General features: G+C 41.7%; 10 protein-coding genes and 1 riboswitch. Of the genes, 9 read left to right on the top strand and 1 reads right to left on the bottom strand.

All coding sequences use genetic code 11. The annotated features are described in order from the left end of the window. The first annotated feature begins 127 nt into the window (after positions 1-127). From JK635_RS13635 to JK635_RS13625, 3 genes are all read left to right on the top strand, one after another. Entirely contained in the window at positions 128-841 is a 714-nt protein-coding gene (locus JK635_RS13635) for a DUF3298 and DUF4163 domain-containing protein (RefSeq protein ID WP_202654516.1), read from the top strand. Between the two features lie 299 nt (positions 842-1,140). Further along, positions 1,141-1,225, top strand: a riboswitch (cyclic di-GMP riboswitch). A gap of 87 nt (positions 1,226-1,312) precedes the next feature. Continuing rightward, positions 1,313-1,924: a hypothetical protein gene (locus tag JK635_RS13630; RefSeq protein WP_202654515.1), complete on the top strand. Its 612-nt coding sequence runs from the start codon at positions 1,313-1,315 to the stop codon at positions 1,922-1,924. A 171-nt stretch (positions 1,925-2,095) separates the two neighbouring features. Next, positions 2,096-3,721: a DVUA0089 family protein gene (locus JK635_RS13625; protein WP_202654514.1), complete on the top strand. Its 1,626-nt coding sequence runs from the start codon at positions 2,096-2,098 to the stop codon at positions 3,719-3,721. 412 nt (positions 3,722-4,133) lie between these two features. On the opposite strand, the gene JK635_RS13620 is transcribed toward JK635_RS13625, so the two are convergent. Beyond that, positions 4,134-7,451 carry a glycosyl hydrolase 53 family protein gene (locus tag JK635_RS13620; protein ID WP_202654513.1) on the bottom strand — a complete coding sequence of 1,106 codons (3,318 nt, stop codon included), beginning with the start codon at positions 7,449-7,451 and terminating at the stop codon, positions 4,134-4,136. A gap of 589 nt (positions 7,452-8,040) precedes the next feature. Here JK635_RS13620 and JK635_RS13615 point away from each other — a divergent pair. The 6 genes from JK635_RS13615 to JK635_RS13590 all read left to right on the top strand — a co-directional run bounded on the left by JK635_RS13615 (position 8,041) and on the right by JK635_RS13590 (position 15,873). Then, positions 8,041-9,672 carry a DUF5776 domain-containing protein gene (locus JK635_RS13615; RefSeq protein ID WP_202654512.1) on the top strand — a complete coding sequence of 544 codons (1,632 nt, stop codon included), beginning with the start codon at positions 8,041-8,043 and terminating at the stop codon, positions 9,670-9,672. Positions 9,673-10,305: 633 nt separating this feature from the next. Further along, on the top strand, positions 10,306-11,802 hold the full coding sequence (locus JK635_RS13610; RefSeq protein ID WP_202654511.1) for a DUF5776 domain-containing protein: 1,497 nt from the start codon (positions 10,306-10,308) through the stop codon (positions 11,800-11,802). A 521-nt stretch (positions 11,803-12,323) separates the two neighbouring features. Beyond that, positions 12,324-12,746 carry a PspA/IM30 family protein gene (locus JK635_RS13605; protein ID WP_202654510.1) on the top strand — a complete coding sequence of 141 codons (423 nt, stop codon included), beginning with the start codon at positions 12,324-12,326 and terminating at the stop codon, positions 12,744-12,746. Between the two features lie 140 nt (positions 12,747-12,886). Next, entirely contained in the window at positions 12,887-13,915 is a 1,029-nt protein-coding gene (locus JK635_RS13600; RefSeq protein ID WP_202654509.1) for a TFIIB-type zinc ribbon-containing protein, read from the top strand. Continuing rightward, a complete protein-coding gene (locus JK635_RS13595) occupies positions 13,915-14,703 on the top strand; it encodes a TPM domain-containing protein (RefSeq protein ID WP_202654650.1) in 789 nt (262 codons plus the stop codon). Before JK635_RS13600 ends, JK635_RS13595 begins: the two co-directional genes overlap by 1 nt. Positions 14,704-14,841: 138 nt before the next feature. Beyond that, complete coding sequence (locus tag JK635_RS13590) at positions 14,842-15,873, top strand: SPFH domain-containing protein (protein WP_202654508.1); 1,032 nt, start codon at positions 14,842-14,844, stop codon at positions 15,871-15,873. The last annotated feature ends 95 nt before the right edge of the window (positions 15,874-15,968 follow it).

The following is a 15,968-nucleotide window of genomic DNA, read 5'->3' as shown; positions in this document are numbered from 1 at the left end:
TTACCCCTGGGAAGACGGGGAATACGACCAACATACCTTTCTTACTACATTCCTGAAATCTAGCTTTCATTCTTAGACCCTTTCCTACTATAATAAATAGGTGAAATATAAAAATGGGGGTTAAACAATGAAAAGAATACTTGCAATTGGAAAAATTGTTTTGAGTTTGCTGCTTTTAGGTGCTGCTGTTTTTTCCTTTGAAAGCAGCACGAGTCAAGTTGAGGCAGCATCAGCTAAAGCTAAGGTCATCACGAAAATTTACAAAGGGAAAAAGTTCCTTAAGTATCCGCAGGTTTCAGGAGGCGTTAGCAAATCGGCCCAGGCCAAAATAAATAAGGTGTTATATAGCCATATCAAGCGATCCTATAAGGGATATACGGACTTGAAAAAGTCTATGGAGGAATTCCAGAGCGACCCTATTTGTAAGCAGTATCCGTCTAGCTGCAGCTATGAGTATAACGTTTCTTATAAGGTTCAATACAATATGAGCGGTAAGCTAAGCATTCGTATATCGGATTATCAGTTTTCCGGCGGTGCCCATGGCAATAGTGCTGTTACCGTTTACAACTTCAACTTAAAGAGCGGCAAACAATATAAGCTGACGGATGTTGTCAAAACGAAGGCCAAGCTTCAAAAGGTGTATAACTATACATATAACTATATGGCCAAACGCCCGAATCTATTTTTTGTAGAAGAATTAAAAGATAATCTAAAAATTAATAGTAAAACCCAGTTTTATTTTACTAGCGGGGGAATTATCCTAGTATTCCAGGAGTATGAAGTAGGTCCATACTCAAGTGGTACCCCGACGGTCAAAATTCCGAGCCAAGTATATAAATAAAGGCAGCCAATTTTTATAAAAAAATACCATGAACCTATGATAGGAAGCAACTGAAATGAAACGGAAATTAAGAGTTTGGGTGTAGTCTTCTAAAAGATTGTTGCTTTCTTCTCCTTGATTCATATGAATTTGCTGAGATTCTATCTTTTCGTATTCATCGACAATTTCGATCCTTGCATACACTACAAAAGCTATCGAAATATGGATTATTCAAAAAGTTCAGGGGGAAAATAGAAAAATATATTGATTCATCCAACTTTAGACCCTAAAATAAATCTATAACACCTATGATATTTTACCTACAACCAGGGCAAACCCATTGAAAGATGGGGACGCAAAGCTACGAGCCTAAAGCAGTATTGCTATGGCAGTCGGGTTGCATAATAACTGATAGATTCTATATCGTTATCTTTGCCCTGCGGTCAAATAAGATTGCAGGGCTTTTTATATACTATTTTAGGAGGGGGACATGTGAGCTTGAAGGGAAAGTACTTCAAATTATTAGCAGCGATCTTCATTTGTATTTTGTCAGTGAGCAGTTTTTGCAATATACCTGTAGCTGCAAAGAGTAGTTCAAAAGTTTATCCGGCTTATGACTTCAACGGGGATGCGGGTAAATTTCCAAAGAAGCTGCCAAATGGGTTAACCATTGGAAAGGAAAAATGGGGTGGTTATTCCTATGTACCTACCATTTTAAAAGGAAAAAAGAAAGTCTGGAGTGCTGCCAAACAATCCATTATCGATGGTGGTGGACAGACTCAATTTACCGTTACCAGCAATCGTGATACGTTCCTTTCGTATTATTCCGGGGCAACTGGCGGGGAAATGACAACATTGGTTGGTGTCCATCAAAACGGGAAAGTATTTTTCAAAAAGAATTTTGGCAGTGGGGCAGGATTAGAGGTTAAGTTCCTCGCTTCAAATAAAGTGAAAGTGGCCATTGAAAGAGTAAAGAAAAATTGGGATCCATCCAGAGAGCCCAATGCAGCCAGACATTCAGGCATTTGGGATGTCAAGGAATATACCATTTCGACAACAGGACACCTGAAACTTGTGAAAAAGTACATAAAACATGGACTCTAAACGAACACGAATAAGGAGACTACAAGATTGAAAAAATATTAATTCCTTAAGATTTTCTTCTCAATTATAGTGACTTGAGGAGAGGTACTAGATTTTTTGGGGGATTTTTCCGTTCAACTTATTCATCAACAAAGACTGTATCATTACTATACTATCAATGGGGGAAAAAGCATGAACAAATTGGCTAAAAAAGTGGTATTTTTCTTGATTGCTTTCATCATCATCCTTCCTTTGATGACGTTCCAAAGCAATCAAGCTTCAGCAAGCACAACGCAGGACTTACCGTTTGGAACGAAAACGACCGGAAATATTACCGATTCTGACCCGGAACAAATGTATAAGATCGTCTTAAACGGCGCGGGCAGAATTACCGTCAACCTAGATTCTTATATGGATGAAACCTATCTTGATTTAATCGATGATCAAGGAAATTACGTCTGGCATAACGAAGATATCTACTATGGCCGTACGGATGACCCGAAAAAATGGTCGGGTTGGGAGGACTTAGAGCCAGGCACCTACTACATAAGAGTCCACCAATACAACAGTAGTACGGGAAAATACGATTTATCAGTTACCTATGACCAAGCCTATAATACGGATAAAGAGCCGAACAATGGCACCCTGCAAGCCCAAGAGCTCACCTTAAATACGCAAAAAGTAACTGGTTTTATCAGCTGGAATGACGATACCGACTATTATAAAATTCACCTGGATAAGGCTGGCAGGATTACTGTTAATCTGGACTCGTATATGGATGAAACTTATCTTGATTTAATCGATGATCAAGGAAATTACGTCTGGCATAACGAAGATATCTACTACGGCCGTACGGATGACCCGAAAAAATGGTCCGATTGGGAGGACCTGGAGCCAGGCACCTACTATATTAAGGTCCATCAGTATAACAATTCAACCGGGAAATATGTCCTTTCCGCGGCCTTTAATCAAGCCAATAATACCGATAAAGAGCCCAACAACGGCACCCCGCAAGCGCAAACACTAGCATTGAACACGCAAAAGGCAACCGGTTTTATCAGCTGGAATGACGATGAGGATTACTATAAATTCACATTGCCGAAAGCCGGCACGATTACAGTCCGGATGGATTCCTATATCTATGATACTTATCTAGACCTGATCGATAATCATGGCAATAAGATATGGAGCAATAAGGATATCTACTACGGTGCTTTCAATAATCCGAAAAAATGGTTCGACACAGAAACCCTGTCTGCGGGCACCTACTATATTAGAGTCCACCAATATAGCAGCTCCACGGGGAAATACAGCTTACGTGTAGATGCGCCGTTCCTGCTGCCGGCTCTTAGCGTGAACACGGTTAGCAACAAAAGTACAACGGTAACTGGAAAAACAAGTAAAGACAGCACGGTTTATGTTAAAGTCGGTTCTAAAACCTACCATGCTTCCGTTAACAGTAAGGGCGAATACAAACAAACGATTGCGAAGCAACAAGCCGGGGCAAAAATTGAGGTCACAGCTGCCAACAAATACGGCAGTAAAAAGATGACGGTCACCGTTGTCGATCGAATCCCGCCAACGACGCCGGTTGTTTACTCAATTAACAGCAAATCAAAATATATTACCGGAAAAGCGGAACCATATTCAACCGTGGTCGCTACGATCGGTAATCATAAAATCGGCTCCGCCAAAGCAGATAAATACGGAAAATACAAAATAAAAATGACCCCAAGAAAGAAGGGTACCTTTATTAAGGTAGCCGCGCTCGATAAAGCCGGCAACAAAAGTTCATATAAAACCATAAAGGTTAAGTAGAAAGATAGGCATAGAGTCTGATGCTTCCTCAAGAAAATCCCCCGGTTTGTTATCAACCGGGGGATTCCTTTGTATCTATAAACGGTGCCTGACACCGCGTGATTTTTCCTCAAGCATTAGAGTAATCCAACTTTGGGTCGTTTAGAGCGGTTCTACTTTCCCCAATCACCGGGGCAACCCAACCTTCCTTCGGTCACCTAGTACAGTTGAAATGATAGATTCTCCTTCATGGCAGCACAGTCGGGTTAACCTACTTCTTTATGTAATGGTTCGGGAATGAGGGTTGGACGTGTATAGGAAATTGTAAAAGCAAATGATTGTTCTTAAAACACAAAGCAGGGTGCGAAACCAATTTCGCACCCTGCTTGTATGTTATATTTTATTTAGTTTTATGTGCTTGCTGGTAAAATACTTACCTTTTATTGGTTATAGCTTTGGCATTGATATAGCCGATCCATTTCCCCTTGCCATCATAAAGAGATAGATATTTTGATCCGTTACTATGATAATAAACATACTTAGCAAGGTAGGTTTTATTGATTACTTTGACATTCTTTTTCTTCCAACTGAAGCTTTGAAATACGTTGTAGTGCTTACTTTTTACAGTGACATACTTGCCGTACTTCAGCGGGTAGCCTTGCTTACCGTTACCTGCTTTAACAGCTTTGGCATTGATATAACCTACCCATTTGCCCTTGTCATCATAAAGCGAAAAATATTTTGATCCGTTACTATGATTGTAAACATACTTAGCAAGGTAGGTTTTATTGACTGCAGTGGCATTCTTCTTTTCCCAGCTGAAGTTTTTCCATACGGTATAGTTTTTGTTTGTTACAGTAACATACTTACCATATTTAACCGCATTCCCTTGTGGATTCGAGTCATACTTTACTGTGATAGTTTTAACACCCTCTGTATTTGGTTTGAGTGTATAGGTATATGACTTGGAAGAGGGGATGTAATACTTTACAGCTGGTAAAGTAACTTTCATTGTCTGACCAACAGTTCCCCTAACAATGGTATTAGTTGTAATTGATTTACCTGTCTTAGCATCAACATATTTAAACACTGTTGTTTGGGTTGAGCTCTCGCCAATAGAGTCCTTATAAAACTTCAGTGATTGTAAAGCATAACCGTGATTATCAAATAAGGTTTGGTTATCCCATGATGAACCGCCCCAAGCTGGTTGACCATTCCAATACAATTTACTGTCCGGAAAATAACCGACGGCACCTGAACTTGCCCAACCGGTTCCGAACTTTTCAGCTATTTCTTTATTAGCTTTCCAATTGGTCCAACCAGGATGAACAGGAATCCAAGCTGGCTCCCAATAGAATGCACCCAGGCCGTTTGATTGACTCATCATTGTACTGTATAGACTTGTCATAGCATCTACTTGACCCTGTGATCCAACTGGGAAGGCATTCGTATTTTGCCAATCACTTTGTTCTTCACCGATTGAATTGGGTGTCCCATCGGAGTCTTTCAAGCTGTTTGTCCAAGCTGTTTCCATAACGGCAAATAGCTTACCATAACTGGCAGCCAGTTTTTCCACTTTAGTTAAGGTATCAGGTGTATTGGACTTTGCCGTTACTGACCAATAAGGATAGTATGACGATCCAAGTACATCATAGTCGACTCCATCACGCTTCCAAGCATTCATAATATCTGTATACTTTTTAACATTAGGGGTTTCGATGTGTAAAGTTACTAAAGCATTTGGCGCCATATCACGAACAGCCTTGACACCAGCCTTTAAATAACCATTAACACGTGCAGATTTTATTTTATCGTTCCAAACACCAGCGTATGATTCCCCTTTATCACGGTTGGTCGTCACACCCATCATGCCATTGGTAATCTCATTACCAACTTGGACCATTCCAACATCGGCACCTACTGCTTGGAACTTTTTAATGGTGTCACTGGTAAAGTTGTAAACATCCTGTTGCAATTGTGAGTCGCTATGACCTTGCCAAGCCTTCGGCAATATTTGCTGCGCAGGGTCTGCCCAGAAATCTGAATAGTGGAAATCAAGTAATACTTTTATTCCATACTTGGCAGCTTCTTCGGCAATTTTTAGTTCATGCTCCACATCAGACTGTCCGCCACCATAGATTGCACCATCGGCATTTTTGGGATCATTCCAAATGCGTAATCTGATATAGTTAACACCATTATCATGAAGGATCTTTAACAGACTTTGCTCCTTACCTTCGTAATCGTAATATTTTACGCCCGCTTGCTTCAACGCTTCATATGATGAAATATCCACGCCACGAATGGTATCAGGGGACATGGTTGAAATCTTTTTAATTGTAACGGACTGATCCTTTAAGCCGGTATCAGCCCCGGTTTGATAAGGATCCGCTTGCGGAATATCATTATTTGTCTCGCTGCTATCGTTGTTATCTTCTGTACCGGACAATAATTGCTTAAATGTTGTAAGAGATTGGAGCGGATTCCCCAAGTCATCAAATAAGGCTTGGTTATCCACTGAGCTGGCACCTGCCCATTGATCAGCACCATCTACATAGCCAGCAGCAGCGGTTGTTGCCCAACCGGTTCCATATTGTTCCGCTGCCGCTTTATTGGCTTGCCAATGGGCACCGCTATTGCCAGCTTCTACAGCAATCCACACCGCATTGTCATAAAAGACACCAGCGTCGGCCGTATTGTTACCGTCAGTTGTGATCGCACTGTAAAGTTTGCGCAGATATGTCGCTTGGCCTTGTGGGCTTACTGCCCCGATACCTTGGCTGACAATATCCCCGGCTGTTGAGCCATTACTTTGTCCATCTGAATCTTGATCGGTAAAGGGGTAGCTGACACTTAATATGGCAAACTTTTTACCAGCGTTATTAGCCGCTTCCTTGGCCCCTTGTATATCCGACATTTTATCCCATGCTGCATATACATTGGCACCTAAAATGTCATAATCGACATGGGCACTTTTAAGATTGTTTGCAATGGTTGTAAACCAGCCTGATCCGGAACCAGCATTTCCTAATGCGATTTTGCTGCTGCTGTTGATGGTTCGAATTTCATGGGTAACAGCCGCCAGAATTTCATTACCAGTTGCTAAATCTTGGTTTAGGAAATTCTGAGCCATATTACTTCCAATTGTGATGATCTCAGGTGTAACGTTGTTGCCTTTCAATTCATTTAAGGCGTTATGAATATATTGAACGGCGGTCTGCTTCAAGTTATCGGTTGACCAATTTTTGGGCAGCTTTTGGTTGTCTTTAAATGTATAAAAGTCCGAGAATAAGAAGTTAATATTAACCTTTAATCCTGCAGCCTTGGCAGCTTTTGCCGTTTTAATAGCATTATCTAGAGTCGGATTTCCGCCGCCGTAGGATGCTCCTGAATCATTTTTAGGATTAACCGCAACCTTAAGATTGATATAATTGATGCCAGATTCTTTTAATAGATTCATAAACCCATTTTCATCCAGCGTTTGGCCGTTAAAATCTTTGTATTTAACACCGGCGGCCAATTCAGCTTGGTATGGTGTTAAATCTACACCACGAATCGTATCCTCTGTAACAGTGGATACTTTATTGATGGCAGCTGGTAATTTAGCAGCGCCAGTATCAGTACCGTTGCTATAAGCAGATGAGACAGTATCAGCGTATGCAAGCGGTACCGCTAAAGATGGGGCAAACGATCCCGTTAATAATGCTAACGTGGAGCCTGCCACCAGGAATGATTTAGTTATCTTATTCATGAAAGTTCCCCCTTCAAACATTTCTATATCTTTTTTATGGCGGAAAAATTTCCTTGTTGTGATAGATGATTACAACACCATTTCCCCACCGCATAACATGTGCTAATGCTGCTCGATTTTTCACCCCTTTTTTCCATAACAAATAGATTCTATTACCCTTAGGGTGAAAATAATAGCGGGAATTGCAGGAAATTAATTTCCAAAATAGCTTGTTTCGTTTGAAATATCTCTTCAATGTGGTTATGTTTCACTAATCTTTAAGAAATCACTTCTAGAAAGGTTGCTATTATTTTGGTAAAATTAGGAGGGTGGAGGTTTGTCAAAATTTATAGATTAATGTCATAGCATTACTATAGTAGAAAGGAATAATAGATTTTATCGGTGATGATGGCGAATGAGGGGTTAAAAGTCGATTAATCTTCATTGCCTGCATATTTGAAAAGCTTCGTTCAAAACCGCTATTAAAGCCTGAAAAGATAATATTCTATCAAATAAGGTTATATATTGGCAGATAAGTAGATGGTGTGGCAGAATCTATTACCTAACAGTCAAAATTTACGTTTAGTATCGAGGAGGAGAGGAAGTAAAATTGAAGAAGTTTTATTTGCTTGCAGTGTTATTGGGGATTAGTATTTTGGCCATGTTGGGTGTTCAGAATGCTGCATATGCGGACATGGCACCGGCCAATCCGGATAGTACGACGAAATGGGAGACGGACTCAAATGGAACAAATCTCAGGACTCAATCATTATTACGTTCGTCCGTTGATGAGCCGGTAATTGCGGATATTTCGAAGTGGCAGGGAACGATCGACTGGAAAACGGCTAGTAACTATTTGGATTTAGTGATTATTCGCACGCAAGCTGGAAGCAGTTATGAGGATCCTCTGCATAAAGTGAACGAAAACGCCGCAATTCAATATAAAGTTCCATTTGGTGTTTATGCCTATAATAAGTCGATTTCATCCGCCGATGCCAAAGCGGAAGCGAAGGATTTTTACAACCGGGCCAATAAAAATACGCTATTTTATGTTGTCGATGTTGAAGAGAATACGAGTAAATCAGGAGAGAGTATGCGCACGATCATCAATTCGTATGTAACCGAATTACGGAAATATACAGATAAAAAAATTGGCGTATACATTGCCCATCATTTATACAAAAGTTTGAATATTGATACTTCAAAATTTGATTTTGTGTGGATTCCTAGATACAACAATACCAACACTCCTCCGAATTATGATTATGATCTATGGCAATATACCGATAAAGGAATCGTCAAAGGAATCAATACATATGTGGACTTAAACCGTCTCCATCCTGATGTAACACTCGAGTTTTTCACCGATGATAGTAATGATTCAGTAGATGCTGGCGATCCAAGTGATACCGGCGGCACAACTGATCTCGGTGATAAAACTAATCCTGGTGAAAAAACTGATGCCGGTGATAAAACTAGTCCTGGCGATAAAACTAATTCCGGTGAAAAAAACGATACCAGTGATCCAAATTATGCGGGGGAATTGCTGGATCTAGCAAAGTACTATACTGCTAATCCCAAAAAGGTAGTCATTTTAAAGACCATTTATCAGTATGCGAATCCGAATTTAACGCAAGATGCTAAAAAAACAGCCTTAACGGCCAATAGTATCGTGTCTGTAACAGGCGTAGCTTTCTCATCTAAAGGCACTCCTTGTTTAAGGCTATCTAATGGGTATTACATAAGTGCCGCTAAAGACTATGTTTTAAAGGTGACAGCGGATATTGGGAAGTACTATACAACGGCACCGAAAAAAGTGGTGGTGAAAAAGGGATTATATGAATACAGAAGTATGTTAAATATAACTGCGAACCGGATCAGGGCATTGCAGAAAAACACAGTTGTTCCGATTACCGGTATCGTTTATTCAGCAACAGGCACGCCGAAGCTAAAGACATCAAGAGGCACCTATATTACCGCTCATAAAGACTATGTTTTGAAGATGACAGCGAATATTGATCATTACTATACAACGGTACCCAAAAAAGTGAAGATTACAAAAGGATTGTATGAATACAAAAGCACAAACTGCACAACCGCGAACCGGATTAGAGCAGTGAAGAAAAACACAGTTGTTCCGATTACCGGTATTGTTTATACAGCGTCAGGCACGCCGATATTAAAGACATCAAAAGGTACCTATATTTCGGCTAATAAAAGCTACGTTCAGAAGCTTGCTTGATTGATACCACTCGGATTTTGTCGAAGTTTAACAGGAAATTAGGTTTGGAATGGCCCTGTGGAGAGGATTCTCCCCGGGGAATTTTTTTGGCCGAGAGAAGCTGCTTGGCCTAAGTGTACAAGGGAATATTTGTGAGACTAGGCAGCGCAGCCCAAAGTGATTCTTTTGGGGTGAACTACGCCACTGTCTTTGACCTTTACGGCTCGCCAATCAGCGGCTTTCCTATGTCGCATAAATTCAACTATCCCTATAAACTGCCCTAAAGGGCCCGCCAATCGCCGAGTTTTTTACAATAACCGGATAGGAATGTCTATTAAATAGGAAATTTGCCCTACTGGAAATGCCCCTCCCATATTGGTAGAATTAGGGGTGTAGGTTTGTCAAAATTCGTAGATAGATGTCATATTTATACTAAATTAATATGGGAAGAATAATAGATTTTGTAATAGCAGATAACGAAAGGAGGTATTGAAAGTCAATGGATCCTCATTGCCTGCCTATTTCGAACAGTTTTTCGACATTACTGGGTATGCCCCAAAGGATATTATTCTATTGCTATGGCAGCTGAGTAGATGATTCGACAAAATCTATTGTTTAATAGCGTTTAGTGTCAAGGGAGGAGAGAAAGTAAAATTGAAAAAGTTTTATTTGCTTGCAGTATTATTGGGGATTAGTATTTTGGCCATATTGAGTGTTCAGGAGGCCGCATATGCAGACATGGCACCGGCCAATCCGGATAGTACGACGAAATGGGAGACGGACTCAAATGAAACAAATTTTAGCGCTCGATCATTATTACGTTCTTCCGTTGATGAACCGGTGATTGCTGATATTTCGAAGTGGCAAGGAACGATCGACTGGAAAACGGCTAGTAACTATTTGGATTTAGTGATTATTCGCACGCAAGATGGAAGCAGTTATGAGGATCCTTTACATAAGACCTACGAGAACGGTGCGATTCAATATAAGGTTCCATTTGGTGTATACGCCTATAACCGGTCGATTTCGACCACCGATGCCAAAACGGAAGCGAAGGATTTTTACAACCGGGCCAATAAAAATGCGCTATTTTATGTTGTCGATGTTGAGGAAAAGACGAGTAAATCAGGAGAAAGTATGCGCGCGATTATCAATTCGTATGTAACCGAATTACGGAAATATACGGATAAAAAAATTGGCGTGTACATTGCCCATCATTTATATGAAGATCTGAATATTGATACATCTAAATTTGATTTTGTTTGGATTCCTAGATATAACAATACCAACACTCCCCCGAAGTATGATTATGATCTATGGCAATATACCGATAAAGGAATCGTCAAAGGAATCAATACATATGTGGACTTAAACCGTCTCCATCCTGATTTAACACTCGGGTTTTTCACCGATGATCCAAATGATAAGGGTAATCCAAATTATACGGAAGATTCCCTAATTAAAGCAAACTACTATACGGTCAATCCGAAAAAGGTAGTCATTTTAAAGAAAGTTTATCAGTACGAGAATCCGAATTGTACGCGGGATACTGTAAAAACCGCATTAACAGCCAATCACATCGTGTCCGTAACAGGTGTTGCTTATTCAACTAATGGTATCCCTCGTTTAAAGCTGTCTAATGGATATTATATTACCGCCAATAAAGACTATGTTTTGAAGGTAATTGCCACTATTGATCAGTACTATACCACTGTACCCAAAAAGGTGGTCATTAAAAAAGGATTGTATGAATACAAAAGCACAAACTTCATAACCGCGAACCGGATTAGAGGTTTGCAGAAAAACAAAATCGTTACGATTAGCGGTATTGCTTATACAGCATCAGGCACCCCGAGATTAAAGACATCAAGCGGGACCTATATAACGGCTAGTAAAGACTACGTTTTGAAGGTAATTGCCACTATTGATCAGTACTATACCACTGCACCCAAAAAGGTGAAGATTACAAAAGGCTTGTATGAATACAAAAGCACGAACTTCACAACCGCAAACCGGATCAGGGGATTGCAGAAAAACAAGGTCGTTACGATTAGCGGTATTGCTTACACGGCATCAGGTACTCCAAGATTAAAGACATCAAACGGGACCTATATAACGGCTAGTAAAAGCTACGTTCAGAAGATTTCTTGATGAGGGTGGCAGTCCGTTGCGTCCTCAGGATAGGTGCAACTGGCCCGCCAGATTAATTTAGGTGCCAGGTACCGCTCGAATAAGAGGGATGTGAACTTCAGTATCCCATTGCTAAATTCAAATATCAATTATTAGGGGGCTGTCCCAAATGGTGCTTGACATCATACTTTTGGGACAGCCTCTTTTGTATTATACGGCTTAGTAGAGGCGGCCTGACTGAGTGAGGTATCCGCCCACCAATAGGAGAGGGGTTTTCGCCAATTGGGGTGTTGTTATCGCCAATAGGAGAAGGTTTTTCGCCAATTGGGGTGCTGTTTTCGCCAATAGAAGTGGGTTTTTCGCCAATTGGGGAGAGTAACTCGCCAATAGGAGAAGGGATCCTGCTAATTGAAGGGGGTCACTCGTCAATTTTAGAAGGTTATCCGCTAATGATAACCGTTACTATTTAGCTTAGAAGAAATGAAACTTTTTTTAAAATGAACCAGTATAATGTAGTGATGTATTTAGCGAGGAGTGCTAGTATGAGCATGATAGGAAGATTCCGGGAGATCATGGATCGTAACTTGAATGCCTTATTGGAGAAGGCCGATGATCCCGAGAAAATGATTGCCCTGTATTTACAGAAGTTGAAAAAGGATTTAGGGAAGATTAAGTCGGAAACAGCAACCGTGATGATGGAAGAACAGCGCGCTAAGCGGGCGGTTGCTGAATGCGAGGAGACAATAGCCAAGATGGAACGCTATGCGGCCAAGGCAACGGAGTCCGGCAACGAAAGGGACGCTCGGCGGTTTTTGGAAAGGAAAACAGCTTTGTCTGCGCAATTAGCGGAATTGCAGGAGGCTTATCATTTAGCGGCTGCCAATTCCCAAAAAATGAAACAAATGCATGATAAACTGGCTGCTGAAATTAGCGCAGTGGAAGCGGCCCAAGACGACACCTTTTAAAGCAGGAAAAGGACGTTAGAGGACAAATAGAGTTGGTCAATCTGCCCTCAAAAGCGGAAAAATCCAATTTTGAGGTCAAGTATTAGGCTGCTATCGAGGACTAATTTTACTACACTTATAGACCAGAGGGTGATGTGAAGATGATCCTTCATTATAAATGCCCAAGCTGTGGCAGTGACATGAGTTTTGATTCCGAAACCGGCGACCTGTCCTGTCCGAGCTGCGGCAGACATGAAAAAATCGAAAATTATCAGGAAGAGCTGCAGACATCTTCTGCTAATGATGTTGAGACGAAGGAGTATCATTGTGAGAATTGCGGCGCCATTTTGCTGACAACCGCCGACACGACGGCGACAAACTGCAGTTTCTGCGGTGCGGGCGTCGTCATCGCCGACCGCTTGTCGGGGCAGCTTGCTCCGGCGAAGGTGATTCCGTTTACGATTAGTAAAGAAGAAGCAATTGATGCATTTAAAAAATGGTGCCGAAAAGGGTTGCTTACGCCAAGGGGCTTTATGAACGCCGACCGCATCAAAAGCATTACCGGGATGTATGTCCCCTTTTGGCTGTTCGATTTGAACAGCAAGGTGCAGGTGAGTGCCGAATGTACCAAGGTCCGGACCTATACACAGGGAGATTACATTTACACTGAAACCAAGTATTATGATGCTTTCCGTGATATTAACCTTGATTATGTTAAAATCCCGGTCGATGCCTCGGAAAAAATGAATGACGAGCTGATGGATCGATTGGAGCCTTACCCGTACGACCAATTAAAGGATTTTAAAACTCCGTATTTGGCTGGCTTTTTGGCGGAGAAATACAATTATTCCGATGACGAGCTTTTGCCGCGGGCGAAGGATAAAATCAGCAGCTATATTGAGTCTTATATTAGCTCCACATTTGCAGGTTACCATTCTGTTTTTTATAAAAATAAACAGATTGATACGAAAAATGTGAACAGCAATTATGTCCTGCTGCCTGTTTGGATGGTCAGCTATGATTACAACCATTCGGAGCACACGTTTGCGATGAATGGCCAGACGGGAAAGGTTGTCGGCAAACCGCCAATCAGCATGGGGAAAGTGGCTGCCTGGTTTAGCGGTATTGCTGCCGGGACTTTCTTCGCTTTAAAATGTGTCTCCTTTATGTTAGGAGGTGGCTTTTGGTGATGGTCGAAAAATGGCTGCAAAATCAAAGTCTCTTTTGCTGTTTCTTCGTTTTCCTGCTGCTGCTGCCTTTCGGGACGGTAGCCAAGGGGCAAAGTTTTGACAGGAATCAGTATATTTATGATGAGGCCCAGTTGCTGACGGCAAAGGAAAAAGCTAACCTGCAATCGCAGGCGAGTCAGCTTGGCAAGAAAAGAAATACGGCATTTATTGTTGTGACGGTCAATGGAACCGATGGAAAAACGCTGAAGCGTTATGTCGAGGATTTCTATGATAAATATGCCCCGGGCTATGATCAGCCGCATGGGAATACGGCGATTCTGGCCATCGACATGCAGAAGCGGAATGTCTATTTGGCCGGTTTTCAAAAGGCGGAGAAGTATTTGGATGACAGCCGGCTGGATCAGATTCGCGAAAAAATCACCCCTGATCTGTCTGATGGCAACTATTTTCAAGCCTTTTCGGCATTTTTAAATACCTCCGATGAGTATATGAACTATAAACCAGGGGTCAATCCGGAAAATATCTTGTTTAAATGGTGGTTCCAATTGGCTGCAGCTCTTGTAGTGGCCGGTGTGGTTGTGGGGCTGATGGCCTATCGCTCCGGCGGCCGGGTAACTGTTAACGCGGGAACCTACCTGAATCACGATCAATCAAGAGTTTTGAGCCATTACGATAATTATATAAGAACCATCGTGACGAAGGTGAAAAAACCGTCCAATAATTCAAGCAGCGGCGGTGGAATCTCGAGCGGCGGCCACTCCCACAGCGGCAGCGGCGGCAAGTTTTAAAGCGCCGGGATTAGGCGGAATATTGCCGATCCGTACTATTATATCAGCGATTTTTAAGTTTTATTAGCGAATCGCATGAATATATTAGCGATTTTTAATTTTTATCAGCGAATCAAAATGGAAGGGAGCAATTGAAGAATGTCTTTTTTTCGCAATCAATTTGCTAATGTGGTAGAGTGGCAGGAATTCAGAGATGACATGATTTTTTATAAATGGAGCAATCGTGAAATCAAAAAGGGAAGCCGGTTGATTATTCGCCCGGGGCAGGATGCGATTTTTTTAAACAATGGAAAAATTGAAGGGGTGTTTCGCGACGAAGGTGATTATGATATCGAGTCGCAGATTATTCCGTTCCTGTCGACGTTAAAGGGATTTAAGTTTGGCTTTAACAGCGGCATGCGGGTCGAAGTGCTGTTCGTCAACACGAAGGATTTCGTTGTCAAATGGGGCACGAAAAATGCGATTAATATTCCGGCGCCGGGGCTTCCAGGGGGAATGCCGGTTCGCGCTAATGGAACGTTTACCTTTAAAGTCGATGATTACATTGCCTTGATTGACCAAATTGCTGGTGTGCGTGACGAATATTTTGTCGATGATGTGAAAATTCGGATTACCGCTGTCCTCGACCAGCTCCTGATGAAATGGATTACGAAGGAAGGAAAAGATATGTTCAATCTGCAGGCCAACTCCTTCGACATTTCCAAAGGGATTCAAGAGGATTTAGATATGCAAATGATGAATAGCGGCATTTCCATTACCGGGTTTAATGTCATGAGTTTCAGCTATCCAAAGGAAATTCAAGACATGATTAACAAAAATGCTTCCCATGGAATGGTAAGCGATATCGGCCGCTACCAGCAAATTGAGCTGACCGATGGCATGGCCTCAGGAAAAATGACTGGCGGCGGAGCGGCGTCCGATATGGCCGGAATGATGATGGGAATGAATATCGCCAATCAAATGATGAAACAAATGAATCAATCAACACCAAACCAGGGGGCGGCTGACCAGTCTGCATCTGGCCAGCCGTCATCAAATCAGCCGGCGCCAAATCAGTCTCAACCCAATCAGCCGGCGCCATCCCAATCCAGACCGAACTTCTGCCCAAATTGCGGCACAAAAACCACTGGAGGAAACTTTTGCTCCAACTGCGGACAAAAACTTGTATAAGAAAGCGCGGCTTCTGCCGCGCTTTTCTATTGGGTGGGAAGCTATAGTCGTTAATGCCGATTTTACTTACGGATGGAGCAGTGTTACTTGCGAAC

This window comes from Neobacillus paridis (assembly GCF_016765675.1).
GTDB lineage: Bacteria > Bacillota > Bacilli > Bacillales > Cytobacillaceae > Neobacillus > Neobacillus paridis.
The sequence above is the reverse complement of the archived record's forward strand: the minus strand, read 5'-3'. Positions and strand labels throughout refer to the sequence as shown.

Excerpts from the sequence above, each read along its gene's own strand:
- JK635_RS13635 (WP_202654516.1), top strand. The coding sequence starts at position 128 with ATGAAAAGAATACTTGCAATTGGAAAAATTGTTTTGAGTTTGCTGCTT.
- JK635_RS13625 (WP_202654514.1), top strand. The coding sequence starts at position 2,096 with ATGAACAAATTGGCTAAAAAAGTGGTATTTTTCTTGATTGCTTTCATC.
- JK635_RS13620 (WP_202654513.1), bottom strand. The coding sequence starts at position 7,451 with ATGAATAAGATAACTAAATCATTCCTGGTGGCAGGCTCCACGTTAGCA.
- JK635_RS13605 (WP_202654510.1), top strand. The coding sequence starts at position 12,324 with ATGAGCATGATAGGAAGATTCCGGGAGATCATGGATCGTAACTTGAAT.
- JK635_RS13600 (WP_202654509.1), top strand. The coding sequence starts at position 12,887 with ATGATCCTTCATTATAAATGCCCAAGCTGTGGCAGTGACATGAGTTTT.
- JK635_RS13595 (WP_202654650.1), top strand. The coding sequence starts at position 13,915 with ATGGTCGAAAAATGGCTGCAAAATCAAAGTCTCTTTTGCTGTTTCTTC.
- JK635_RS13590 (WP_202654508.1), top strand. The coding sequence starts at position 14,842 with ATGTCTTTTTTTCGCAATCAATTTGCTAATGTGGTAGAGTGGCAGGAA.